We start from the raw sequence: 23,766 nt of genomic DNA on the forward strand, positions 1-23,766 counted from the left end.
GCGTACCGCGCCGGGCGGCTCCCTCTCCGCACTGGGGGGCCGCCCGGTCGTCGTCTCCCCCCTGACGAAAGGGACGGTCCCCCACCGTGCGCAGAACCCGGATCCTCACCGCCGCGCTGGCGCTCGCGGCCGGACTGCTGACCGGCGGGCCGCCCGCCGCGCTGGCCGCCGAGACGCCGCAGGCGGCCGTCGCCGCCGACACCTACACCTGGAAGAACGCCCGCGTCGACGGCGGCGGCTTCGTCCCCGGCATCGTCTTCAACCGGACCGAGCGGGACCTCGCCTACGCCCGCACCGACATCGGCGGCGCCTACCGCTGGCAGGAGGCGAGCGGGACCTGGACGCCGCTGCTCGACCACGTCGGCTGGGACGACTGGGGACACACCGGTGTCGTCAGCATCGCCTCCGACTCCGTCGACCCCGACCGGGTGTACGCGGCGGTCGGCACGTACACCAACAGCTGGGACCCGGGCAACGGCGCGGTCCTGCGCTCCGCCGACCGGGGCGCGAGCTGGCGGAAGACGGACCTGCCGTTCAAGCTGGGCGGCAACATGCCGGGCCGGGGCATGGGCGAGCGCCTGGCCGTCGACCCGCACGACAACGACGTGCTGTACCTGGGCGCGCCCAGCGGCAACGGCCTGTGGCGGTCGACCGACGCCGGCGTCACCTGGTCCCGGGTGACCGCCTTCCCCAACCCCGGCGACTACGCCCAGGACCCGGGCGACACCAGCGGCTACGCCTCCGACAACCAGGGCATCACCTGGGTCACCTTCGACGAGTCGACGGGCGGCGGCAGTTCGGCGACGAAGACGGTCTACGTGGGCGTCGCCGACAAGGAGAACGCCGTCTACCGGTCGACGGACGCGGGCGCCACCTGGGAGCGGATCGCCGGGCAGCCGACCGGGTACCTCGCCCACAAGGGCGTCCTGGACGCCGAGAACGGCTACCTCTACCTGGCCTACAGCGACACGGGCGGCCCGTACGACGGCGGCAAGGGCCGGCTGTACCGGTACGCGACGGCGACCGGCACCTGGACCGACATCAGCCCGGTCGCGGAGGCCGACACCTACTACGGGTTCAGCGGTCTGACCGTCGACCGCCAGCACCCCGGCACGGTGATGGCGACGGCGTACAGCTCCTGGTGGCCGGACACCCAGATCTTCCGCTCGACGGACAGCGGCTCCACCTGGACGCAGGCGTGGAGCTACACCTCGTACCCGGACCGCGAGAACCGCTACACGATGGACGTCTCGTCCTCGCCCTGGCTGACCTGGGGCGCGAATCCGACGCCGCCCGAGCAGACACCCAAGCTGGGGTGGATGACGGAGTCGCTGGAGATCGACCCGTTCGACAGCGACCGGATGATGTACGGGACGGGCGCCACGGTCTACGGCACGCGGAACCTCACCAACTGGGACTCCGGGAGCAGGTTCACCATCACGCCGATGGTGCGGGGGCTGGAGGAGACGGCCGTCAACGACCTCGCGTCTCCCCCGTCGGGCGCCCCGCTGCTCAGCGCCCTCGGTGACATCGGCGGCTTCCGGCACACCAGCCTGACCGAGGTCCCGTCGATGATGTTCACCTCGCCCAATTTCACCTCCTCCACCAGCCTGGACTACGCGGAGTCCGACCCGGACACCGTGGTCCGCGTCGGCAACCTGGACTCGGGTCCGCACATCGCCTTCTCCACGGACAACGGCGCCCACTGGTTCGGCGGCACCGACCCGTCGGGGGTGAGCGGCGGCGGCACGGTCGCGGCGGCGGCCGACGGGAGCCGGTTCGTGTGGAGCCCGGTCGGCACCGGGGTGCGGTACACGACGGGCTTCGGCACGTCCTGGCAGGCGTCGAGCGGCATCCCGGCCGGTGCGGTCGTCGAGTCCGACCGGGTCGACCCGGACACCTTCTACGGCTTCAAGTCCGGGAAGTTCTACGTCAGTACGGACGGCGGCGCGACCTTCTCGGCGTCGGCGGCGACCGGCCTGCCGAGCGGGGACAGCGTGCGGTTCAAGGCGCTGCCCGGTGTGCGGGGCGACGTGTGGCTGGCGGGCGGCGCCCCGGACGGGGCGTACGGCCTGTGGCACTCCACCGACGGCGGCGCGAGTTTCACCAAGCTGCCGGACGTCGAGCAGGCCGACACCATCGGCTTCGGCAAGGCGGCGCCGGGCGCCTCGTACCAGACGCTGTACACCAGCGCGAAGATCGGCGGGGTGCGGGGCGTCTTCCGCTCCACCGACCAGGGCGCCTCCTGGACCCGGATCAACGACGACGCCCACCAGTGGGGCTGGACGGGGGCGGCCATCACCGGCGACCCCCGGGTGTACGGGCGGGTGTACGTGGCGACCAACGGGCGGGGGATCGTCTACGGCGACACCTCCGCCACGGACCCCGGAACGGAGCCGGAACCGGCGGGCGCCTGCGCGGTGACGTACACGGTCACCCACCAGTGGCCGGGCGGCTTCCAGGCGGACGTGAAGCTCACCAACACCGGGACGGCGGCCTGGAACGGTTGGGCGCTGACCTGGTCCTTCCCCCACGGGCAGAAGGTGAGCCGGATGTGGAACGCCGAGCACTCCGTGTCGGGGACCGCGGTCACGGCGAGGAACGTCGGCTGGAACGGTGCCGTGGCGGCCGGTTCGTCGGTGGGGTTCGGCTTCACCGGTGAGGGGTCGGGGACCGAGGCGGAACCCGCGTCCTTCTCTCTGGGGGGCGAGAGCTGCGCGGTCGGCTGAACCGCGCGGGTGACGGGCGGGGCGTGCTCTCCGGCGGGAGCACGCCCCGCTCCCGGTGGCTCACCCCACGACGACCTCCTCGGCGAGCCACCGGGCGACGCCCTCGGGACAGGGCGCCGGCAGCATCAGGACGAGGTGCCGGAAACCGCCCTCCTCCGCCCGGCGAACCGTCTCCCGGGTGGGCGCGGGGTCGGCGTAGGAGACCGGCAGGACGAGGGAGCGCGTGATCGTGGCCGGGTCGCGGCCCAGGTCGGCGCGGTGGCGGTCCAGGATCGCGCCGCGCGCCACGGCGTCCTCGACGTCGTCGCCGGGGTGGTTCCAGATGTCGGCGTGTTCGGCGGCCACCCGCAGGGTCGCCGAGGCGCGACCGCCGACGAGGACCGGCGGGTGCGGGCGCTGCACGGGCTTGGGGTTGCCGTACGCGCCGCTGAGCTCGACGTGGGCGCCGTCGAAGCCGAACGGCTCCGGCTCGGTCCACAGCCGCCGGATCACCGTGCACGCCTCGGCGAGGGCGCGCACGGCGTGCGCCCGTCGTGGTACGGCAGGCCGTGCGCCTCGTACTCGCGCCGGGCCATCGGGACGCCGGGGCGGGAGCCGGCGCCGATGCCGAAGTCCAGGCGGCCCTCCGAGACGGTGTCGACGGTCGCGGCGATCTTGGCCGGCACGGCGGGCGGACGCAGCCGGTTGCTGGTGACCAGCACACCGTGGCGCAGTCTGCTGGTCTGCACGGCGAGCACGGAGAGCAGGGTCCAGCCCTCGTAGGTGATGCCCTGCGGATCGCCGTAGATCGGCAACAGGTGGTCGAAGAGCCGGGCGTGCTCGATCCCGGGCACGGTGTCGGCCTCGCGCCAGACCCGCAGCACGTCGGCGTAGTCGGCCTGCGAGGGGGCGGTCATGATGCCGAAGCTGGGGGGCGGACACGGCTACTTGCTCTCCAGGCGGCCGAGCCGCTGCCCGCCGGCCGCCAGTTCGGCGCTCGCCTCGCGCCACGCCGGGTCGTCGGGGTCGAGGGCGCTGCGCAGGTAGGCAGTGGTGAGGCGCTGGAGCAGGGCGACCCGCTCGGGGCTCTCGTCGGTGGTCTCGGTGTGCTCGTGCCCGGCTATGCCGCCCAGCGAATGCTCGGCGCCGAACAGGGTCAGCAGGGTCTTGTCCTTCGGGCTCAGCGCGTAGGCGTCGGTGAACCAGTCCGGGCCCCGCACGGAGAGCGCGGAGTCGTCGTGGTCCCCGGCGACCAGGAGGGCCGGGGTGGTCATCTCGTCGAAGGAGGGGTTCATGAAGGCGAAGTGCTCCGCCGCGAACGGGGTCAGGTCGGCGCCGCCGCGCCCGGGCAGGGCGAACAGGACGCCCGCCGTGATCCGCGGGTCGGACAGGTCCGCCCCGGGGACGCCGTCGGCGTCGAGGACCCGGGCCCCCAGCAGCATGCTCGCCGACTGGGCGCCCCAGGAGTGCCCGGCCACGGCGACCCGGCCGCGGTCGACCCGCCCGGCGAGACCCGGCACGGCGGCCTCCAGGCCGGCGAGGTGGTCGACGACCCGCGTGAGGTCCTCGACGCGGGTGCGCCAGATCAGCGGGGTGCGGGGGTCGTCGGCGGGCAGGGCGAGGCGGCGGGAGTCGAGGTGGGTGGGGCGCAGGACGACGAAGCCGTGGGCGGCCCAGTGATCGGCCAGCGGGGCGTAGCTGTCCAGTGAGCCGCCGTAGCCGTGCGAGAGGATCACGACCGGCAGGTCACGGCCGGTGACGGGGGCGGAGACCTGGACCTGGAGGTCGTCGCCGCGGCCGGGGGCGGGGAGCACGACGGGCTTCACGGAGACGACCGGGCAGGGGGTGGTGGTCGGCTGGTACGCGGACATGGAGGTGCCTTTCGTGCACGCGAGGGGAGCGGGTGCGGAGGCGCGGCTTGGTGGCCGAGGCGTCCGTCCGGCATGATGGAACAAGCGGAACCGTGTTCCGCTACAACGACGATACGGAACACCGTTCCGCTTTACAAGAGGCGGTGGAGGGAGCGACGCGGTGAACGACGGCGAGCAGGATGCGCAGCACGCGGCCCGGCCCAGGCGGGCGGACGCCCGGCGCAATCAGCGGACGCTGCTGGACGCGGCCGCCGCGGTCTTCGTCAGGTCGGGCGTGGACGCGCCGGTCCGGGACATCGCGGCCGAGGCCGGCGTCGGCACGGGCACGGTCTACCGGCACTTCCCGACCCGCGCCGACCTCGTCGTCGCCGTGTACCGGCACCAGATCGAGGCGTGCGCCGAGGCCGGCCCGGCCCTGCTGGAGAGCTGCCCGACACCGTACGAGGCCCTGGGGCGGTGGGTGGACCTCTTCGCCGACTTCCTGGTCACCAAGCACGGCCTCGCCGCCGTGCTGAACTCCGACGACCCCGCGTTCCAGGCGCTGCACGCCTCCTTCCTCGACCGCCTCTCCCCCGTGTGCGCCCGGCTGCTGACGGCGGCCGAGGAAGCGGGCGAGATCAGCCCCGGCCTCGCGGCGTACACGCTGATGCGGGGCGTGGGGAACCTCTGCGTCGGCGCGGAGAGCGACGACCGTTACGACGCGCGCCGGATGGTCCGGCTGCTCGTCGCGGGGCTGCGGCAGCCCCACTGACCTCGCCGGCCCCACCGGTCGCGCCCTCCGCGCGCACCCGGCCGCACGGGCTCCCGCACGCCTGCCCCGCGCTCTTGTGGGCCGCCCGCGCCGCACTCGACCGTGGTGGGTACACGCGGCGGTTCGGGGTCGACGAAGGGGGCCGTATGCGGCGGCGGTGGGACAGTCTGCTGGGCGAGGTACTGGTGACACTGGCCGTGCTGACGGAGAGAGCGACGGCGGGACAGCGGGCGGTCGTGCGGTGGAGACGGCTCCGGGACGACGCGCTGCGGGCCGCCCACGGCCGGGGGGTGACCGTGGACGTGCTCGCCGCCCGCCTGGGACTGTCCCGGGGCTGGGTCCACACGGTGGTCACGCGACCGGCGAGCGGTCAGGACGGCGCGGAGGTCACCTCGTAGCGGCCGGACGGCAGCCGGCAGGGGCGCCGTGGTGGTCACCGGCCGCCGGTCCCGTCGCGGACCGGCGGCCGGGTTCGGCTACGGCGTGTACACCGTCGGCCGCGGCGCGGTCGCCATCCCGTCGCCGAGGAAGAAGCTCGGGTGCGGGGGCTGGTTGTAACCGCTGTTCTGCCAGGCCAGGCCCGTGCGGTACATCGTGTCGTGCAGCAGGGTCGTGATCTTCGTGCCGGTCTGCACCGGCGTCGAGTAGATCCTCAGCGCCGTGTTGGAGCCGGTGCGCCAGACGACCTCCTCGCGCCAGTCGCCGAGGATGTCGCCGGAGAGCACCGGGGTCGCCTTGGTGCCGTTGTTGGAGGCGACGCCGGAGCCGGTGAGCAGGCGGGTGTCGGAGGAGGTGCCGTACTTGTCGATGTGGGTGCCGTCCAGGAGTTCGCGGACGGTGTCGCCGTCCCACCAGGACAGGAAGTTGGCGGAGGACGGCTCGCGGCCCTTGGTGGCGCCGGCCTCGTCGCGGATGGAGGTGTCGGAGGCGGACCAGACCTCGGCCCCGCCGTTGCCCGCGTAGACGTCACCGGCCACGCCCCGGCCGTTGTCACAGCAGGCGCCGAGCTTCCAGCGGACCGCGCCGCTCGCGGGGTCGAGGTACACCTCGGCGGGCTGGGAGGTGGACTCGGAGACCTTGAAGTACTCCAGTCCCGGCGTCGACGGGTCGAGGTCGCCGAGGTGCTGGGCGTCGCCGTGCCCGGTCTTCGCCGTCCACCGGCCGTTGCCGTTGTCGTCCACCGCCATCGAGCCGTAGACGACCTCGTCCTTGCCGTCGTTGTCGACGTCCCCGACGGAGAGGCTGTGCGAGCCCTGGCCGTCGTAGCCCTTGCCGCTGTTGGTGGAGGAGTTGGTGTCGAAGGTCCAGCGGCGGGTGAAGGCGCCGCCTCGCCAGTCCCAGGCGGCGATCACGCTGCGGGTGTAGTAGCCGCGGGCCATGATGAGCGAGGGGCGGGCGCCGTCCAGGTAGGCCGTGCCGGCCAGGAAGCGGTCGACGCGGTTGCCGTAGGAGTCGCCCCAGGAGGAGACGGTGCCGCGGGCCGGGACGTAGTCGACGGTGCCCATCGCCTTGCCGGTCCGGCCGTTGAACATGGTCAGGTACTCGGGGCCGGACAGGATGTACCCGGAGGAGTTGCGGTGGTCGGCCGAGGAACTGCCGATCACCGCGCCGGTGCCGTCGGTCGTGCCGTCGGCGGTCTTCATGGCGACCTCGGCCTGGCCGTCGCCGTCGTAGTCGTACACCTGGAACTGGGTGTAGTGGGCGCCGGAGCGGATGTTCCTGCCGAGGTCGATCCGCCACAGGCGGGTGCCGTCGAGCTTGACGCCGTCGACGATCGTGTTGCCGGTGTAGCCGGACTGCGAGTTGTCCTTGGCGTTGGTGGGCTGCCACTTCAGGACGATGTCCAGGGCGCCGTCGCCGTCCAGGTCGCCGACGGAGGCGTCGTTGGCCTCGTAGGTGTAGGCGACGCCGTCGGGGGTGGTGCCGCCGGACGGCGGGGAGATCGGGACGTCCTTGTAGCCGGCGCGGAACTGGACCGCGTGGACCGAGTCGGCCTGTTCGACGCCGTTCACGACGGCGCGGACGGTGTAGTCGGCCTGTTCCGGGGCGCCGGAGTGGAAGTAGTTCGTCGAGCCGGTGACCGGGCTGGAGTTGACCTTCGTACCGGCCCGGTAGACGTTGAAGGACACGTCGTTCGGGTCGGTGCCGAGCCAGCGCCAGCTGACCAGGTTGCCGGCCGAGGTGTGGACGCTGACGACGCCCCGGTCCAGTGCCTCGGCCTGCCGGGCGGTCGCGGCGTCGGCGGTGTCGGCGGTGAGCGCGGTCAGCCCGGCGCCGGCCAGGGCCAGGGCCGCGGCGAGGGCGGGGACGAGTACGCGGGCGCGGACGCGGTGTCTGCCGCGTCGGTGCGGGTGCTTCATGGGGACTGCCTCCTGAGGGGGCCGGAAGGGGGTGCTCCCGGTGTTTCCCTCTCAGTCGCCGCCGGTGGCACGGAAGTTGCCGGGTCGTTTCCGGGGGCGCACGGGCGGGCGCCGGCCGGCGGGCGAGGGGCCGGACTCCTCGCGCGGAGCGACGCGCGCCCGGCACGCCGGGGTGGCGCGCCGGGCGTGGGAGGTGTCCGAGGAGCCGAGGCGCCCGCTTCCCCGTGACCCGCCGGTCAGGGCTTCCTGAACGCCAGGAGCGTGAACACCGGGTCGGGCCGGGGCCGGTCCTGGTCGGGCAGGGCGGCGAGACGGTCGGCGAAGCGGTCGGCGAGCGGACCGTCCGGCGGGAGCGTCATGAACCAGCCGCGCCGCAGGTCCGCGATGGTGCGGCGAGGGCTGCGGCCCTGGCCCAGGCCGGTGAACCGGGCCCGCCCGGCCGGGAACAGCCCGTGCTCGCGGGCGTACGCGCCGACGGCCCCGGCGGCGTCCCGGACGGGGCTGGGCGGACGGGCGGCGAGGACGGCGTCGATGTCGCTGCCCACGTTGTGCGAGGGGCCCTTGTCGACCGTGGTCACGTACACCCCGCCGGGCCGCAGCACCCGGGCGCACTCCCCGACGACGGTCCGCACGTCGTCGACGCTGCCGGCCAGGTGGAGCAGCCATACGCTGCTCACCGCGTCGAACGCCCCGCCGGTGAACGGCAGTCGGCGGCCGTCGGCGCGCACCACCGCGCCGGGCAGCCGGGCCGCGGCCCGCCGGACCATGGCGGGGGCGAGGTCGACGCCGGTCACCCGCAGCCCCGCGCGGGCCGCCGCGAGTCGCCGGGTGACGATCCCGGTGCCGCAGGCCGCGTCGAGCAGCCGGCGCGCGCCGGCCGGGACGAGACTCAGTACGGCCTCGGCGGCGGCGGCGGCCCGGGGCTCGCCGCCGCGCGCGGCGTCGTACCGCTCCGCTTCCTTGTCGTAGTCCAGCACACAGGTCAGTGTGCCCCGTGACCCCCGGCCAGATCCTCCACCCGGCGGGCCAGCTCGAAGTCCTTCTCCGTCACCGCGCCGCCCGCGCTGTGCGTGTGCACGCTGAGCGACACCGTGTCGTAGCCGAGGGTCAGATCGGAGTGGTGGTCGAGTTCCTCCTGGACCTGGGCGATGTGCACGACCATCGCGGTGGCCGCGGTGTGCGAGGCGAGCCGGTAGGAGCGGGTGAGGCGGTCGCCGTCGAGCGACCACCCCGGCAGTCCGGCCAGCCGCTCCTCGACGTCCTGGTGCGACAGCGGTTCGACGGGCATGGGCCGCGCTCCTTCCCTGGTGCCGGACGGGTCTCCCGCTCAGCCTGCCACAGCCCGCGCCGCCGGACCTCCCTTGTGGAGCGGGCAGGGTGGCGTGAAAGACTGGTGAAGTACTTCGGCGCGTTGGAGGGGCGTGGCGTGAGTGACCGTAGGCCCGCACCCACCGTGGGTCAGGTGGTGCTGGGGAAGCGGCTCCAGGAGCTGCGCGAGAGATCCGGACTGAGCCGCGAGGCCGCCGCGAAGGTGCTGCGGGTGGCACCGGCCACCGTACGACGGATGGAGACGGCCGAGGTCGCGCTGAAGATCCCGTACGTACAGATCCTGCTGCACGCCTACGGGGTGCCCGACGCCGAGGTGTCGTCCTTCGTCGACCTCGCGGAGGAGGCGAACCGGCCCGGCTGGTGGCAGCGGTACCACGACGTGCTGCCCGAGTGGTTCAGCCTGTACGTGAGCCTGGAGGGCGCCGCCCGCATCATCCGCTCCTACGAGCCGCACTTCGTGCCGGGGCTGCTCCAGACCGAGGAGTACGCGCGGGCCGTGCTGGAGACCGGGACCATCGGCAACAGCTCCGACGAGGGCGCCGTCGAGCGGCACGTGGCGCTGCGCATGGAGCGGCAGGCGCTGCTGGAGCGCGAGCAGCCGCCGCACCTGTGGGTGGTCATGGACGAGACGGTGCTGCGCCGCCCGGTGAGCGCCGACGGCCGGGTCATGCGCGAACAGCTCGACAAGCTGCTGGACTTCGCCGGCCGGGAGCGGGTGACCCTCCAGGTCGCCGAGTTCGCCACCGGCCCGCACCCGGGGACGTACGCGCCGTTCACCCTGTTCCGGTTCGCGGAACCGGAACTGCCCGACATGGTGTTCACCGAGTACCTGAGCGGCGCCCTGTACCTGGACTCCCGGGACGAGGTCTCCACGCACCTGGAGGTGCTGGACCACATGACGGCGCTGGCCGCCTCCGCCCAGCGCACCCAGAAGATCCTGCGCGAGTACCGCGAGCGCTGCTGACCGGCCCGCCGCCCCGCACGCGGAAGCCCCACACCCACCGTCGCATTCCGAGGAGACCGCCGCGCATGATCCGACCCGACGCCGTACCCGCCATCGACACCAGCCGGCCGCACCCCGCCCGTGTCTACGACTGGTGGCTGGGCGGCAAGGACAACTACCCGGTCGACGAGGAGCTGGCCCGCAAGATCCTCGCCGCCGACGAGACGGCGGTGCGCGGCGCCCGAGCCAACCGCCGGTTCATGCACCGCGCGGTCCGTACGGCCGCCCAGGCCGGCATCCGGCAGTTCCTCGACATCGGCACCGGCATCCCGACCCAGCCCAACCTGCACCAGGTGGCGCAGGACGTCGCGCCCGAGTGCCGGGTGGTGTACGCGGACAACGACCCGATCGTGCTGCGGCACGCCGAGGCGCTGCTGCGCGGCTCCGCCGAGGGTTCCACCGACTACGTCCACGCCGACGTCCGCGACCCGGAGACGGTCCTGGGGGCGGCGGGCGAGTCCCTGGACCTCGGCCGGCCTGTCGCCCTGTCGCTGGTGGCCCTGACCCACTACCTCGGTGACGCCGTCGACGGCGACGACGCGCACGGCCTGCTGAAGCGGTACGTCGACGCCCTCGCGCCGGGCAGCTTCCTGATCCTGTCGCAGGTCACCGCGGATCTGAACCCGGAGGCCGTCGGCAAGGCCGCCGCCCTGTTCGCCCGCGGCGGCACCCCGTTCTTCCCGCGTCCGCTGGCCGAGTTCGCGCGCTTCTTCGAGGGGCTGGAGCTGCTGGGCCCCGGCGTGATCCCGGTGACCGGGTGGCGCCCGGAGCCGGAGGACGTGGCGGTGCAGGCGGAGGGCATCGTGCCGGTGTACGCGGGGGTGGCCCGCAAGCCCTGACGCGGCCGGGGTGTCTGCCGGGGACGCCCTCGCGGGCAGACCCGTACGGGTGCCGTGGACGGGTGCGCTCCCCCGCCCGGCCCTAGGTTCGTGAACCGGGGCCGGCGAGGGAGGTCCGATGCCCGGTTTCGCGGTGCTGTACCAGGCGGCGGCGCTCTGTCTGACGTACCCGGACGACGGTGTCCTGGCCCGGCTGCCGCTGCTGCGCGAAGCCGCGCCGCAGCTGCGGGGGTTCACCGACCACGCGGCGGTGACGGCCCCGCCGGACCTCCGGGCCCACTACGCCGGGATCTTCGACTCCGGCGACCCGCACCTCCTGCATCTCGGCCGGTGGGGCGAGGGCGGCACCCGGCCGGACGGGTCGTCGCCGGCCGGCTTCGCGGAGCGGTACCGCGCCCACGGCCTGGAGTGCGCCGACGGGGAGCGGCCCGACTTCCTGCCCGCCGTGCTGGAGCTGGCCTCCCGCACCGGCGACACCGGGCTGCTCGTCGAGCACCGCGACACCCTGGAGCGGCTCCGCTCCCGGCTCACCGCCCTCGGCACGCCGTACGCGTGCGTCCTGGACGCGGTGTGCGCGACGCTGCCGCCCGGGCCCGCAGGAGCGCGGCGGTGACCTCCGCGCTCACGGCCGCGCCGCACCGTCGTCGCCCCGCTACCTGCCGACGGCGTACCCCTGCATCATGCGCGGGTTCGCCGCCGCCGACAGCACCCCCGTCTCCGGGTCGCGGGCGACCGCGCACAGCCGCCCCTCCGACCAGGGGCCCGAGACCGTGACGCGGTGCCCGCGGCGGCGCAGGCCGGCGATCACGGCGTCGTCGAAGCGGGATTCCAGGACGACCGAACCCGGGTCCATGAGCCGCGGGTAGAACGACGACGGGAAGCTCTCGGTGTGCCAGTTCGGGGCGTCTATCGCGCCCTGCAGGTCGTAGTTGCCGCGGAACTTCTCGCGCAGGGCCACGGCGAGCAGGAAGTGCAGGCTCCACTGGTCCTGCTGGTCGCCGCCGGGGGTGCCGAAGGCGAGCACCGGCACGCCGTCGCGCAGGGCGAGGGAGGGGGTGAGGGTGGTGCGGGGGCGGCGGCCGGGGGTCAGGGAGTTGGGCAGGCCGGCCTCCAGCCAGGTCATCTGGAGCCGGGTGCCCAGCGGGAACCCGAGGGCGGGGACGACCGGGTTGGACTGCAGCCAGCCGCCGCTGGGCGTGGCCGAGACCATGTTGCCCCAGCGGTCGACGATGTCGACGTGGCAGGTGTCGCCGCGGGTGACGCCGTCCCGGGCGACGGTCGGCTCCCCCGCGCCGGGCGTCACGGCCACGCTCGGGTCCGCGTCCGGGGAGGCGGCCGGCGGCAGCCGGGGCGTACGCCCGTCGGGACTGCCGGGCCGCAGCTCGTACGAGGCCCGCCCGGCATCGATCAGCGCCCGCCGCCCCGCGCTGTACTCCGGCGACAGCAGCGTGCGCAGGGGTACGTCGGCGTCCTCGGCGTCGCCGTACCAGGCCTCGCGGTCGGCCATCGCCAGCTTGGTGCCCTCGACGAGGGTGTGCACGTAGGCGGCGCTCCCGTACGCCGCCCCGCTGCCCGGTGTGCCGAAGTCGTCGTCCAGCAGGGCGAGTTGCTGGAGCAGGGCCGGGCCTTGGCTCCAGGGGCCGGCCTTGGCGACGGTCCAGCCGTTCCAGGTGTGGGTGACCGGCTCCTCGTAGTGCGCGGAATACGCGGCGAGGTCGTCGCCGGTGAGGGTGCCCGCGTGCCGTTCGCCGGAGGTGTCCATCACGGGCCGGGCGGCGAAGTCGGCGAGCGCCTCGGCGATGAAACCCTCCCGCCAGGTGCGGCGGGCCGCCTCGATCTCGGCCTCCCGGCGCGCGGAGCCGACGGCGCCCGCGGCTGCGGCCCGCGCCTCGGTGAGCAGCCGCCGCCAGGTCGCCGCCAGCGCCGGGTTCTTCAGCAGGGCGCCCGGCGCCGGGGGCCGGCCGCCGGGGAGGTAGACCTCGGCGGAGGTGGTCCACTCCGTCTCGAACAGCTCCCGGACCGTCTCGACCGTCGCCCCGACCCGCTCGACCACCGGATGCCCGTGCTCGGCGTACCCGATGGCGTACTCCAGTACGTCCGCGAGGGACTTGGTGCCGTGGTCGCGCAGGAGCAGCAGCCAGGCGTCGAACGCGCCGGGCACGGCGGCGGCCAGCGGGCCGGTGCCGGGGACCAGGTCCAGGCCGAGGGAGGTGTAGTGGGCGATGCTCGCTCCGGCCGGCGCGGGCCCCTGGCCGCACAGCACCCGGGGCGCGGACCCGGCGGGGGCCAGGACGACCGGCACCTCACCCGCCGGACCGTTCAGATGCGGTTCCACGACGTGCAGCGTGAACGCCGCCGCCACCGCAGCGTCGAAGGCGTTGCCGTCGTCCTCCAGCACGGCCATGGCGGCGGCGGACGCCAGCCAGTGGGTGGAGGACACCATGCCGAAGGTGCCCTGGAGAGTGGGGCGGGTGGTGAACATAGGGCCTCTCACCTCGCTGTCTACGTGTCGCGGCCGGGCTGATGAGCGCTCAGGACGGGTCCTGGGGAGAATCGGGGAGTTTGCGCCGACGGCCTCCTTCCCCCGCTCCCCCAGAAGGCTATCGATCGCTCTGCGCGCCTTCCTCCCCGCCTCGGGCACGAAGTGGGCGTAGTGGCCAAGGGTGATGGCCGGCGACGAGTGCCCCAACCACTGGGCGAGGGATCCCGCGCAGCACCGACCGCGCCGCCCGGCCCGTCCCCTGCTCCGGCTCCGTCCCCTGCTCCGTCCCCTGCTCCGTCCCCTGCTCCGTCCCCTGCTCCGGCTCCGGCTCCGGCTCCGGCTCCGGCTCCGGCTCCGGCTCCGGCTCCGGCTCCGGCTCCGGCTCCGGCTCCGGGCGGAAGGTCTCAGGCGACCACCGCGGCGGCCACACCGGCCTCGGTCCTGAGCACTGCCTCGGCGTCCGTGGCCCTCACCGCCCACCGGACCCGCAAGCCGCGTGCCCGGAGTGCCTCGGCGATGCGCGCCATCTGCCCGGCGGTGGCGCTCCCGTCCTCCGGGCGCTCCGCCACCGCCACCGCCACCGCCACCAGAACGGTGCCGTCCGCCACGCCGTCCCCCCTTCCCCGGTGGCCCTCGCCACCCCCGCACCAGTGTTCGCGGACCGTGCCCGCGGGGGCGGCCCGCGGCCGGTCAAACCATCAGCGGTCCCGGCCGCCGTTGCGGGCGATCTCGCGCGAGACGGTCGAAGGGGATCGGCCCAGCCGCTTGGCCAGTTGCCGGGCCGACTCCCCGGCGGCGAGGCCGCGTGGATATCTCCTCACGCTCGCTGCCGCTCAGATGCCGCTCTGACCGCGCCTGCGGGGCGATGCGGACGCCACCGCTCTCCCCTCGCGCCAGCGTTTCCATATCTCGTCTTGCTGAGCCGGCGAGAACCCGTAGTCACGCACTTGTGCCTCCACGATCACGTGATCATCCGTGGGTGGTGCGTTGATCACTTGAGGGCGCCCTCGTCTGCCGACAGGCACAAGCTGGCCGACAAGGAACCTGGGGATCCGGTAGACGCATATCCAGGACCGGCCGGCGAGGCCCGGGCTCCACAGCAGCGGCCACTCATCGGACCGGCTCCGCAACGCCCCACTCCTCGATCCATACTGCCGCCCTCCCCTACTCGGTGATACCGTGTAGCGGTACTCGGTAACACCTAGTACTGACAGGCTGAGGAGCACCCGCGATGGACGACCTGACGGAGATGTTGAAGGGCACGCTCGAAGGGTGCGTGCTCGAAATCATCGGCAGCGAGGAAACCTACGGGTACGCCATCACCCGTCAGCTGAACGAGCTCGGCTTCACCGACGTCATCGAGGGGACGGTGTACACCATCTTGCTGCGGCTGGAGAGGAACGGGCTCGTCCAGGTGACGAAACGGCCATCCGAGGTCGGTCCGCCGCGCAAGTTCTACGCGCTCAACGACGCCGGACGCGAGGAACTCGCGAAGTTCTGGGCGAAGTGGCGGTACCTCTCATCACGCATCGACAGGCTCAAGGAGGGCGGGAGATGAACTTCTGGGAGAAGGTCACAGGCAGCGATCTCACCAGGGAATGGAAGGCGTTCGAGGCCCGGGTCAATGTCCTGCCGGACGGCTACCGGGCGGCGTGGGGGCAGATCATCGCCCACCTTTTCCCCTACGGGGACTTCACCGGTCGCAACCTGATGCCGATCCTCGACTCCGCCCTCGGGCTGCTCGAAGTAGCAGCGGCGGACGGCCAGAGCGTCCAGGAGGTGCTCGGCGAGGACATCCAAGGCTTCTGCACTGCGCTGGCCGGCGGAGCAGGGGCCCGGACCTATCGCGACCGGTGGCGCGAGCAGTTGAACAGGAACGTCGCGAGGAAATTGAACCGGCTGGGAGGCTGACGTGAGCATTCAGGACATCATCGAAGGCAAGAAACAGTGGCGGGCGCACGTGGCTCGGGTCAAGGCACTCCCACCGGACTACCAGATCGTCTACAAGGAGATGCAGAAGTACCTGTTCAAGGTCGGGCCGATCAGCCTGCCTGACGGGCCCCTGCTCCCCGGGATCGTCGACTTCTTCGAGGAGGGCGTCGCCGGAGGCAAGGGGGTCGTGGAACTCATCGGCACCGACGTCGCCGCGTTCTGCGACGACCTGATCAAGGACTCCCCTACCTACGCGGATATCCACCAGGCATCCATCAACGCGGAACCCGGCACTGACGAGAAGTGACGGAAACGAGATCCGGGAAGAGGACATCGCCCGGCTCTCCCCTCTCAAGCACCGCAACCTGAACCTGCTCGGCCGCTACAGCTTCACTGCCAGCGTGCCCGCCGCCGGTGCCCTGCGTCCGCTGCGCGACCCGGAGGCGCCCGAGCTGGATGAGGACGAAGAGGACGTCGATGTACTTCGTGGTCCAGAGCACGATGGCGTTGAGGACCAGGCCGAGCGCGCCAAGCTGGTCCTCCATCCCGTCGCGGTACGCCTGGTGGACGGTGCCGCGCTTGCCGTGGCACACGTCCCGGGCCAGCTTGTGGCGGGACTCCTGCACGGTGAGCTGCCGGTTCATCTGCCGGCGGTAGGTGTCGTCCACCGGGTCGACCACCCGCAGCAGGTGCTCGGTCTTGGCGATCCGCCCGTACTCCGCGAACGCCGCCCCGAGCGGCGTCGGGCGCCCGTCGCGGCCGAACATGCGCAGCGGGTCGTAGGCGCGGACCTGGTTGGTGACCAGGGAACCGGCGACCTTCAGCATGTCCGGCCAGTGCGTGATCACCTTGTTCAGGTTCACGCGGTTGCGGGCCAGGTCCTCCACCGCGCCGTACGTGCCGGTCTGGACGCCGGGCATCGGGGCCCGCCAGAACCGCTGGTCGTCCAGGTCGCGGAACCGCGGGCTGAAGTTGTAGCCGCAGCCCGTCCACGGAGGCGAGCAGCCCGTCGCCCCAGTGGCGCACGATCGGGATGCCGGCCTGGGCGGCGATGAGCCGCGCGTTCGCCGCGGCGATGGTGTCGGCACGCAGGTAGTACTGGTCGACCTGCACGAGCCGGGCCCGGGTCAGGGCCTCGTACCCGGGGTTGACCACCGGGGCCAGGCCGATGTTGCACGCCTCGGACACCAGCAGCGCGACCACCGAGGTGGGCAGGTCCTTCATGCGGGTGGTGCCGTCGCCGAGGTGGACGAAGGCGCCGAGGAACCCGCTCCAGGCGTTCACCTCGAACAGCAGGTCCGGCAGCGGGGCTGGATTCGATCCGGCCGTGGACCCGCATCGTGAGCCTGTGCACCTCCGCCTTCCTGCTCGCGGCGGCCGGACTGCTCGACGGCCGGCGGGCGACCACTCACTGGGCGCTGTGCGACGCGTTCGCGCGGCTGCTCCCCGGTGTCTAGGTCGATCCCCATGTGCTGTTCATCGACAAGGGGCACGTCCTGACGTCCGCCGGCGGCGCGGCCGGCATCGGCATGTGCCTCCACCTGGTCCGGCTGGACCACGGGACGGCGGTCGCGGCGGCCGCGGCACGCCGGTGCGTCGCGGTGCCGTGGCGCGGGGGCGGGCAGGCGCAGTTCATCGAACACGCCCTCAGGAGGCGGACCGTTCCACCTCGGCGACCCGGCAGTGGGCACTGGAACGGCCGGCGGAACCGGTCACGCTGGAGGACATGGCCCGCCACGCGCACATGAGCGTGCGCACCTTCACCCGCCGTTTCCGCGAGGAGGTGGGTATCGGCCCGCTCAAGTGGCTGGCCCGGCGCCGACTGGCCCACGCACCCCTGCTGCTGGAGACCACCACGCTGCCCGTCGCCCGCATCGCCACCGCCTGCGGCTTCGGCGACCCGGTCGCGCTGCGCAAACAGTTCCGCACCTACGTGGGCCTGTCTCCGGCGGCCTGCCGGCGGGCGCACCACGCGCCGGAGTCGGCGGCGCCGGCGTCATGACCGCTCCCCCGCGGCGGGGCCGCGGGGGAACCGTCGTTCCCCGTGGGGCTGTTCGCGCTCGGGTCCGCTGCCGTCCGGCGTCCGGGCGGACCCGGCGAAGGCCGCGTACGGTCACTGGGGCGGGGACGTGGCGAGCAGGTGGTCGGTCAGGTCACGCAGCGTCGCCCGGCTGAGGATCTTGCCGACCGGCAGCAGCACGCCGTGGGAGCGCCGCACCTCCTGTCGTAGCTGAGCCGCCATCAGTGAGTCGAGCCCCTGGCTGGTGAGGTCCAGGTCGGGGTCGAGGTGGTCGGGGTCGACCCGGAGGACGGCGGCGACGCCGGCGCGGAACAGCGCCGCCCGGTCGGCGGCGGGCGCCGGCGGCGTGCCGGTCGCCGGCCGGGCCGTGCCGTCGTCGCCCGGCCCGGCCGTCGGCGTGGCCGTGCCGTCGTCGCCCGGCCCGGCCGTCGGCGTCTGCCGCCCGGTCCCGGTGCTCGCGGTCGTCGGCCTGGTGGCCGTGGCGGCCGGTGCGGTACCGCCCGGGGGCGCGGGCGGCGGCTGGGGGGTGTCGCCGCTGATGACGTCCCGGAGGAACGGGGAGGCGGCCGCGACCGGGTACGCGGCCCGCCACCGCGCCCAGTCCACCGGCATGACCACGGTGTCGTCCGCGCCGGTGGCCAGCAGGTGGTCCAGGACGGCGAGTCCCGTCTCGGCGGTGAACCCGGTCATGCCCCGGGGGATCAGGTTCCGGCCGAGTTCGGTGCCGGCCTGGGCGGCCATGCCCCGGTCGGTCCAGAAGCCCCAGTTCACGGCGAGTGCCCGGCGGCCCCGGCTGCGGCGGCCCCGGGCGATCGCGTCGAGGCCCGCGTTGGCGGCGGCGCCCGCCGCGACGTGGGGCGAGGCCAGCAGGGCGTTGCCGGAGGAGAACAGTACGAAGTGGTCCAGATCGTCGTGGTCGAAGAGGCGGTCCAGGACGCGGGCGCCGTCCAGCTTGGGACGCAGGACGGCTTGCAGGTCGCGCAGGGTGGTGTCGCCGACGGGCCGGTACTGGAACACGCCGGCGGTGTGGAAGACGCCCCGGACCGGCGGGTGGCCGGCGGCGCGGCGCACCTCGGCCAGTCGGCGCATCGACGGCTCGTCCGCCGCGTCCACCGGGGCGTACCGCACCTCGGCACCCTGGCCGCGCAGTTCCGCCAGCAGGGCGGTGACGTTGTCCCCCGCCTCGGACCTGCCGGGCACGGTGCGGCCGGTGAGCAGGAGGTGGCGGGCGCCGCGCCCGACGAGCCAGCGGGCCAGTGCGGAGCCGATGCCTCCGGCGCCGCCGGTCACGAGGTAGGTGGCGTCCGGCCGCATCCGGGTCGGCGGGGCCGGCGCGGGGGTCCGCGGGCCGGTGACGGCCGTGCCGACGTGTGCGGCGCCCGGTGGGTCGTCGCAGGCCGGGCCGGTGGTGTCCGCCGGGTACGCGTCCAACGGCAGCGGCGCCAGTTCGCCGGCCGCGATCAGGCGCAGGACGCGTCCGAGCAGTTCCCCCGCCCGCGCGGGCTGCTCGCGGCAGTGGGCGGCGATGTCGACGGTGCGGAAGGAGGCGTTGTGCGGCAGGTCGCCGGCGGGGCCGGCCGCCGCCGGCGCCAGCGCCACGTGACGCCCGTACGGGGCGAGCAGGCTTCGGTTCTGGTCGGCGGGGGTCCCGGCCGGCGAGTCGAGGACGACGTCCATCCGTGTGCCCCGGGTCCCGGCGAGCAGCGGGCCGGCGAAGTCCCCTTCGAGGCCGGCGACCTGGGTGACGCCCATGGCGCGCAGCAGGGCCCGTTCCTTCTCGCTGCCCGCGGTGGCGTGGACCTCGGCGCCGCGCCACCGGGCCACCTGGATCGCGGCGAGCCCCACCGGGCCGGTGGCCGCGTGGACGAGGACCTTGTCGCCGGCGCGGAGCGCGGCGGGTTCCATGAGGGCGTACCAGGCGGTCAGGTAGGGGATCGCGGCGGTGGCGGCCGCGGCGGGACCGACGCCGTCGGGCAGGCGGTGGGTCAGCCGGCGGTCGGCGAGGACCTGGGAGGACGGTCCCGGAGGGGCGACGGCGACCACCTGGTCGCCCACGGCCAGTCCCCGTACGGCGGTGCCGACGGCCGTCACCACACCGGCGGTTGCCCGGGCCCGCCACTGGGCGGGGGCGGGACTGCCGTACGCCGGGGTGACACGGACCTCGTCGGCGGCCGGGAGGTGTACCGGGCCGGGGCCGGGCGGGGCGGTTCCGGTGACGTCGCCGGGGGCGGACGCCGGTGAGGTGCGGCGCAGCCGCAGGACGTACCGGTCGTCCGCGCGCAGCGCGATCTGGTCCTCGGCGGCGTCGGCGGCCTCGATCTCCCGGGCCAGTGCCGCCGTCTGTTCCGGGCCGCGGGCCGGGTCGAGGTCGACGAGGGTGTGCCGGACGTCGGGCAGTTCACCGGCCGCCGTACGGCCGAAGCCCCGTACGGCGGCCTGTTCCGGATCGGGTGCCCCGTCGGCCCGGGCGACCGTCTCGGCGCCCCGGGTGACGAGGACGAGCCGGGGGTGCGGGCCTTGGCCGCGCGTCATGGACAGCGCCTGTTCCAGCAGCAGCGCGCTGCCCAGGCCCAGCGGTACCGTCCCCGCCGGCCGGGCCGCGCGCAGGCTCCACAGGTGCACCACGGCAGCCACGCCCCCGGGGTGGTCGCGGCCGGCCTCGTACAGCAGCCTGGCGTAGTCGTCGAGGCGCCACGGGTCGACGCGGTACGTCCCGTCGTCGTCGCGTCCGTACCGTTCCCCGGGGCGTACGGCGATCCGCCGGCCGTGCGTGGGGGTGAGGCGCGGTCCGAAGTCCTCGTCCTCGAACACCAGCCAGGCGCCGGGGGCGGCCGGTGGCCGTGCTCCGGGGGCGGGGGCCGGGAGCCAGCGCGGCTGGTAGAGCCAGTCGGTGGGGAGCGCGGGTTCCTCGCGGCGCACCAGCCAGCGGATGCGCAGACCGTGGAACTCGGCCAGCGGGGTGCCCCGTTCGTCGCTGATGACGACGTCGCCGCCGAAGTGGCCCGCGGTCAGCTCGCGCCGCACCGCGTGGCTGTACAGGGTGCCGGTCAGTGGGCCGTGCAGGCGGAACGCGTCGAGCGAGCCCAGGACGAAGGCGTGCTGGTCGCCGGGGGTGGCCGTGTCGGGCAGGGTGGCCGCCAGGAGCTGGCCGCAGGCGTCGAGGACCGCCGGGTGGGCGTGGTGCCGTGCGCGGTCGGTCAGCCGGTCCGGGACGGTGATCTCGGCCAGCGCCTCGCCGTCGCCGTGCCACAGCCGGCCGATGCCCTGGAAGACGCCGTGCCAGTCGTTGCCGCGGGCCGCGAACCGGCGGTAGAACTCGGCGCCGGTGAGGTGGCCGGGGAGACGTTCGGCGATCTGCCGGGGCGAGACCTCGGGGGGTGCGGACAGGGGCGGGCCCGCGGGTGTCCGCTCGACGCGGCCGTGTGCGTGCCGGGTCCACGCGGTGGCGTCGGCGGTGGTGTCGGCGGTGGCGACGTCGAAGGTCCAGCCCGGTGCCGCCGGGCGCAGTGTCACCCGCAGCAGCGGCGGCGGGGCCTGGGCGGTGAGGAAGAGGGCCCTGTCGTAGCGGACGTCCTTGATGACGACGTCGGGGCCGAGGGCGCGGGTGGCGGCGGCCAGGGCCAGCTCCAGGTAGGCGGTGCCGGGCAGGATGACCAGGCCCTGCACCTGGTGGTCGAGGAGGTAGGCGTTGCCCTTCAGGTCGAGGGGCCCCTCCCACCGGTGCGCGCCGTCGTCGAGGCCGGTGTGCGGGCCGAGCAGGGGGTGGGGGGTGCGGGCGGTTCCCGCCGCGGGGGTCACGGCGGGCCCGGAAGCCGGCTCGTACCAGAACGCGGTGCGCTGCCAGGGGTAGGAAGGCAGTCCCACGTAGGCGGCCGGGCCGTCGACCAGCGCGGCATGGCGCAGCGGGTAGCCGGCCTGGTGGAGCTGGGCGGCCGAGGACAGCAGCGCGGTCAGGTCGTCGGTGTCGCGCAGGAGCGACGGTGTCACCTGGTGGTCGGCGCGTTCCGCGGGGAGGCATTCCTTGACCGCCGCGGCGAGCACGGGATGCGGGCTGATCTCGATGACGGCCGCCGTGTCGGGGGTGCTGGTCTCGGCGTCGACGGCCGCGTGGAAGCGGACTTCGTCGCGGAGGTTGCGCACCCAGTAGCCGGCGTCCAGTTCCGGGCCGGTCAGCAGGTCCCCGGTCACCGTGGAGCGCAGCGGTATCCCGCCGGGGCGGGGGCGGACGGTCATCAGGGCGGTGCGCAGGCCGTCCAGCAGGTGGTCGACGTGGCTGCTGTGCGAGGCCACGTCGACCTTGACGATCCTGGTGAACACGTCGCGTGCGGACAGTGTCTCCAGTACTTTCTCCACCGCCGCGGTGCGGCCCGAGATGATGGTGCGCCGCGGGCCGTTGCTCACCGCGACGTCCACGTCGGGTACGTCGGCCAGTTCCCGGCGCAGTTCTTCGGCGGGCAGGTCGACGGCGGCCATGGTCCCGGTGCCGGCGATCTCCTTGAGCAGGGCGCTGCGGCGGCAGATCACGGCGGCGCCGTCGGCGAGGGTGAGCGCACCCGCCGCGCAGGCCGCCGCGACCTCGCCCATGCTGTGGCCGATCACCACGTCGGGCTCGACGCCCCACGACCGCCACAGCGCGGCGAGGCCGACCTCGACCGCCCAGAGCAGGGGCTGTACGACGTCGATCGGCCAGTCGGCCTCGTCGCCGCCGGTCAGCTCCTCGATCACCGACCAGCCGCGTTCGGCGCGGACGTGCCGGTCGCACTCCTCGACGGTCTGCCGGAAGACGGGGTGGGTGCGCAGGAGTTGGCGTCCCATGCCGGTCCACTGGGAGCCCTGGCCGGGGAAGACGAAGACCGTCCTCCACCGGGCGCCGGGCCGGGCGGCGACGATCGGGCGGTCGCCTCCGAGCTGCCGTACGGCCTGGTCGTGGTCGGTGGCGAGGACGGTCATGCGGTGCCGGTGGTGGGCGGCGCGGGTCAGGGTGCTGAAGCTGACGTCGCGCAGGGGGTGCCGGCGGCCCTCTCCGTGCGGGCCGAGGAAGTCGGCGTAGGAGGCGGCAAGTCGGCGCAGTGCGGCAGGGGTCCGGGCGGACAGGGCCAGGAGGTAGGGCCGTGGCCGGCCGGCCGGGGGCGGCACGGGTGCGGGGCGGTGTTCGCCGAGGACGACGTGGGCGTTGGTGCCGGAGATGCCGAAGGAGCTGACGGCGGCGTGGCGGGGGGTGCCGTCGCGGCCCCAGTCGTGGGTGGTCTGCGGGATCCGGAGGGCCATCCGGTCCCAGTCGACGGCGTCGGTCAGCCGGGTGCTGTGCAGGGCGGGCGGGACGGTGCCGTGGGCCACGCACAGGGCCGCCCGGATGAGGGCCGCGATGCCGGCGGCGGCCTCAGTGTGGCCGATGTTCGTCTTCACGGAGCCGACCAGCAACGGGTCCGCGGCCGTGCGGCCGGCGCCGGTGCCGTAGACGGCGTCCAGGGCGCGCAGTTCGATGGGGTCGCCGGTGGGGGTGCCGGTCCCGTGGGCCTCGACGAAGCCGACGGCGCGCGGGTCGACGCCGGCCCGGGCGCAGGCGCGGCGCATGGTGGCGATCTGGGCGGTCTCGGACGGGGTCATGAGGTACCCGCTGCTGCGGCCCTCGTTCTCGACCGCCGAGCCGTGGATGACGGCGTGGACGCGGTCGCCGTCCGCCTCGGCCCGTGCCAGGGGCTTGAGTACGACGACGCCGACGCCGTCGCTGCGGACGAAGCCGTCGGCGTCGTGGGCGCCGAACTTGCAGCGGCCGTCCGCGGAGAGCATGTCCGCCTGGGAGAACGTGATGCTCTCCTCGGGTGTGAGCACCAGGTTGACGCCGGCGGCCAGGGCGAGGGTGGCCTCCCCGGCGCGCAGCGCGGCGCACGCCTGGTGCACGGCGACCAGTGAGGACGAGCAGGCGGTGTCGACGGAGGTGCTCGGGCCGCGCAGGTCGAAGAAGAACGACAGGCGGCCGGAGAGGACGCTGCGCGAGGTGCCGGTGTTGGCGTAGATGTCCAGTGCCCCGGCGGCCCGCAGCAGGTCCCAGTACTCGGCGGTCCGCTGCCCGACGACGACCGCGGTGGGGCTGCCCGCGAGCTGCTCCGGTGTCAGGCCGGCGTCCTGCAGGGCCGCGGCGGCGGTCTGCAGGAGCAGCCGCTGCTGGGGGTCCATGTGGCTCGCCTCGCGGCCGGAGACGCCGAAGTAGGCGGCGTCGAAGCCGCGGATGTCGGGCAGGAAACCGCCGCGGCGGCTGATGATCCGTCCGGGGGTGCGCGGGCGGGGGTCGTGGAAGACGTCGGCGGGGAAGCGGTCGGCCGGGACGTCCGAGGTGGCGTCGACCCCGTCGAGCTGCATCTTCCAGAACGCCGGGACGTCGTGCGCGCCGGGGAACTCGCACGCCATCCCCACGATGGCGATGGGCTGCGGGGCGGGGGCCGCCGGGTCCTGCTGCTGCGCCGTCACGCG

The 23,766-nt window shown here is 74.2% G+C and carries 17 protein-coding genes and 3 pseudogenes; 10 read left to right on the forward strand and 10 right to left on the reverse strand.

Annotated elements, in window-relative coordinates; all coding sequences use genetic code 11:
- Positions 1 to 86 precede the first annotated feature (86 nt).
- Positions 87 to 2,729: a cellulose binding domain-containing protein gene (locus ACZ3IG_RS20390; RefSeq protein ID WP_467433767.1), complete on the forward strand. Its 2,643-nt coding sequence runs from the start codon at positions 87 to 89 to the stop codon at positions 2,727 to 2,729.
- Positions 2,730 to 2,789: 60 nt separating this feature from the next.
- Here the strand turns inward: ACZ3IG_RS20390 and ACZ3IG_RS20395 are convergent.
- Positions 2,790 to 3,625: pseudogene (locus ACZ3IG_RS20395) on the reverse strand (LLM class flavin-dependent oxidoreductase).
- Between the two features lie 27 nt (positions 3,626 to 3,652).
- Complete coding sequence (locus ACZ3IG_RS20400) at positions 3,653 to 4,579, reverse strand: alpha/beta hydrolase family protein (RefSeq protein WP_467433768.1); 927 nt, start codon at positions 4,577 to 4,579, stop codon at positions 3,653 to 3,655.
- Between the two features lie 160 nt (positions 4,580 to 4,739).
- Between ACZ3IG_RS20400 and ACZ3IG_RS20405 the strand changes: the two genes are divergently transcribed.
- Together ACZ3IG_RS20405 and ACZ3IG_RS20410 are read left to right on the forward strand one after the other, a co-directional pair.
- Positions 4,740 to 5,330, forward strand: coding sequence for a TetR/AcrR family transcriptional regulator (locus tag ACZ3IG_RS20405; protein WP_467433769.1), 591 nt, complete (start codon positions 4,740 to 4,742; stop codon positions 5,328 to 5,330).
- A gap of 146 nt (positions 5,331 to 5,476) precedes the next feature.
- Complete coding sequence (locus tag ACZ3IG_RS20410) at positions 5,477 to 5,728, forward strand: hypothetical protein (protein ID WP_467433770.1); 252 nt, start codon at positions 5,477 to 5,479, stop codon at positions 5,726 to 5,728.
- 78 nt (positions 5,729 to 5,806) lie between these two features.
- On the opposite strand, the gene ACZ3IG_RS20415 is transcribed toward ACZ3IG_RS20410, so the two are convergent.
- The 3 genes from ACZ3IG_RS20415 to ACZ3IG_RS20425 form a co-directional block, all read right to left on the reverse strand.
- Complete coding sequence (locus ACZ3IG_RS20415) at positions 5,807 to 7,690, reverse strand: rhamnogalacturonan lyase (protein ID WP_467433771.1); 1,884 nt, start codon at positions 7,688 to 7,690, stop codon at positions 5,807 to 5,809.
- A 236-nt stretch (positions 7,691 to 7,926) separates the two neighbouring features.
- Entirely contained in the window at positions 7,927 to 8,667 is a 741-nt protein-coding gene (locus tag ACZ3IG_RS20420; protein WP_467433772.1) for a class I SAM-dependent methyltransferase, read from the reverse strand.
- Positions 8,668 to 8,672: 5 nt separating this feature from the next.
- A complete protein-coding gene (locus tag ACZ3IG_RS20425) occupies positions 8,673 to 8,978 on the reverse strand; it encodes a 4a-hydroxytetrahydrobiopterin dehydratase (protein ID WP_467433773.1) in 306 nt (101 codons plus the stop codon).
- A 138-nt stretch (positions 8,979 to 9,116) separates the two neighbouring features.
- Between ACZ3IG_RS20425 and ACZ3IG_RS20430 the strand changes: the two genes are divergently transcribed.
- The 3 genes from ACZ3IG_RS20430 (at position 9,117) to ACZ3IG_RS20440 (ending at position 11,474) form a co-directional block, all read left to right on the forward strand.
- The gene (locus ACZ3IG_RS20430) at positions 9,117 to 9,983 is read left to right on the forward strand and encodes a helix-turn-helix domain-containing protein (protein WP_467433775.1); all 867 of its coding nucleotides are present in this window, start codon (positions 9,117 to 9,119) and stop codon (positions 9,981 to 9,983) included.
- A gap of 65 nt (positions 9,984 to 10,048) precedes the next feature.
- On the forward strand, positions 10,049 to 10,861 hold the full coding sequence (locus ACZ3IG_RS20435; protein WP_467433776.1) for an SAM-dependent methyltransferase: 813 nt from the start codon (positions 10,049 to 10,051) through the stop codon (positions 10,859 to 10,861).
- A 118-nt stretch (positions 10,862 to 10,979) separates the two neighbouring features.
- Positions 10,980 to 11,474 carry a nitrate reductase molybdenum cofactor assembly chaperone gene (locus ACZ3IG_RS20440; RefSeq protein ID WP_467433777.1) on the forward strand — a complete coding sequence of 165 codons (495 nt, stop codon included), beginning with the start codon at positions 10,980 to 10,982 and terminating at the stop codon, positions 11,472 to 11,474.
- Positions 11,475 to 11,513: 39 nt separating this feature from the next.
- Here the strand turns inward: ACZ3IG_RS20440 and ACZ3IG_RS20445 are convergent, their stop codons facing one another.
- From ACZ3IG_RS20445 to ACZ3IG_RS20455, 3 genes and pseudogenes are all read right to left on the reverse strand, one after another.
- Positions 11,514 to 13,343 carry a gamma-glutamyltransferase family protein gene (locus ACZ3IG_RS20445; RefSeq protein ID WP_467433778.1) on the reverse strand — a complete coding sequence of 610 codons (1,830 nt, stop codon included), beginning with the start codon at positions 13,341 to 13,343 and terminating at the stop codon, positions 11,514 to 11,516.
- Positions 13,344 to 13,747: 404 nt separating this feature from the next.
- Positions 13,748 to 13,951: a hypothetical protein gene (locus ACZ3IG_RS20450; protein WP_467433780.1), complete on the reverse strand. Its 204-nt coding sequence runs from the start codon at positions 13,949 to 13,951 to the stop codon at positions 13,748 to 13,750.
- 102 nt (positions 13,952 to 14,053) lie between these two features.
- Positions 14,054 to 14,290: pseudogene (locus tag ACZ3IG_RS20455) on the reverse strand (helix-turn-helix domain-containing protein); the annotation flags it as partial.
- Positions 14,291 to 14,574: 284 nt separating this feature from the next.
- Here ACZ3IG_RS20455 and ACZ3IG_RS20460 point away from each other — a divergent pair.
- The 3 genes from ACZ3IG_RS20460 to ACZ3IG_RS20470 are packed head-to-tail and all read left to right on the forward strand — an operon-like array spanning position 14,575 to position 15,582.
- Positions 14,575 to 14,901 carry a PadR family transcriptional regulator gene (locus tag ACZ3IG_RS20460; protein WP_467433781.1) on the forward strand — a complete coding sequence of 109 codons (327 nt, stop codon included), beginning with the start codon at positions 14,575 to 14,577 and terminating at the stop codon, positions 14,899 to 14,901.
- Entirely contained in the window at positions 14,898 to 15,254 is a 357-nt protein-coding gene (locus ACZ3IG_RS20465; RefSeq protein WP_467433782.1) for a DUF1048 domain-containing protein, read from the forward strand. Before ACZ3IG_RS20460 ends, ACZ3IG_RS20465 begins: the two co-directional genes overlap by 4 nt.
- 1 nt (position 15,255) lies before the next feature.
- A complete protein-coding gene (locus ACZ3IG_RS20470; RefSeq protein WP_467433784.1) occupies positions 15,256 to 15,582 on the forward strand; it encodes a DUF1048 domain-containing protein in 327 nt (108 codons plus the stop codon).
- A 172-nt stretch (positions 15,583 to 15,754) separates the two neighbouring features.
- Here ACZ3IG_RS20470 and ACZ3IG_RS20475 read toward each other — a convergent pair.
- Positions 15,755 to 16,580: pseudogene (locus ACZ3IG_RS20475) on the reverse strand (Tn3 family transposase); the annotation flags it as partial.
- Between the two features lie 421 nt (positions 16,581 to 17,001).
- On the opposite strand from ACZ3IG_RS20475, the gene ACZ3IG_RS20480 reads away from it, so the two are divergent.
- Entirely contained in the window at positions 17,002 to 17,277 is a 276-nt protein-coding gene (locus ACZ3IG_RS20480; protein ID WP_467433785.1) for a helix-turn-helix domain-containing protein, read from the forward strand.
- Positions 17,278 to 17,388: 111 nt separating this feature from the next.
- Here ACZ3IG_RS20480 and ACZ3IG_RS20485 read toward each other — a convergent pair whose 3' ends face one another.
- On the reverse strand, positions 17,389 to 23,763 hold the full coding sequence (locus ACZ3IG_RS20485) for a type I polyketide synthase (protein ID WP_467433786.1): 6,375 nt from the start codon (positions 23,761 to 23,763) through the stop codon (positions 17,389 to 17,391).
- Between the last annotated feature and the right edge of the window lie 3 nt (positions 23,764 to 23,766).

It is taken from the genome of Streptomyces sp. NPDC016677 (assembly GCF_055562815.1).

What these genes read in the sequence shown, in the direction of transcription:
- ACZ3IG_RS20480 (WP_467433785.1), top strand. Translation starts at nt 17,002, where the DNA reads ATGGCCCGCCACGCGCACATGAGCGTGCGCACCTTCACCCGCCGTTTC.
- ACZ3IG_RS20425 (WP_467433773.1), bottom strand. Translation starts at nt 8,978, where the DNA reads ATGCCCGTCGAACCGCTGTCGCACCAGGACGTCGAGGAGCGGCTGGCC.
- ACZ3IG_RS20410 (WP_467433770.1), top strand. Translation starts at nt 5,477, where the DNA reads ATGCGGCGGCGGTGGGACAGTCTGCTGGGCGAGGTACTGGTGACACTG.
- ACZ3IG_RS20400 (WP_467433768.1), bottom strand. Translation starts at nt 4,579, where the DNA reads ATGTCCGCGTACCAGCCGACCACCACCCCCTGCCCGGTCGTCTCCGTG.
- ACZ3IG_RS20415 (WP_467433771.1), bottom strand. Translation starts at nt 7,690, where the DNA reads ATGAAGCACCCGCACCGACGCGGCAGACACCGCGTCCGCGCCCGCGTA.
- ACZ3IG_RS20445 (WP_467433778.1), bottom strand. Translation starts at nt 13,343, where the DNA reads ATGTTCACCACCCGCCCCACTCTCCAGGGCACCTTCGGCATGGTGTCC.
- ACZ3IG_RS20435 (WP_467433776.1), top strand. Translation starts at nt 10,049, where the DNA reads ATGATCCGACCCGACGCCGTACCCGCCATCGACACCAGCCGGCCGCAC.
- ACZ3IG_RS20465 (WP_467433782.1), top strand. Translation starts at nt 14,898, where the DNA reads ATGAACTTCTGGGAGAAGGTCACAGGCAGCGATCTCACCAGGGAATGG.
- ACZ3IG_RS20440 (WP_467433777.1), top strand. Translation starts at nt 10,980, where the DNA reads ATGCCCGGTTTCGCGGTGCTGTACCAGGCGGCGGCGCTCTGTCTGACG.
- ACZ3IG_RS20460 (WP_467433781.1), top strand. Translation starts at nt 14,575, where the DNA reads ATGGACGACCTGACGGAGATGTTGAAGGGCACGCTCGAAGGGTGCGTG.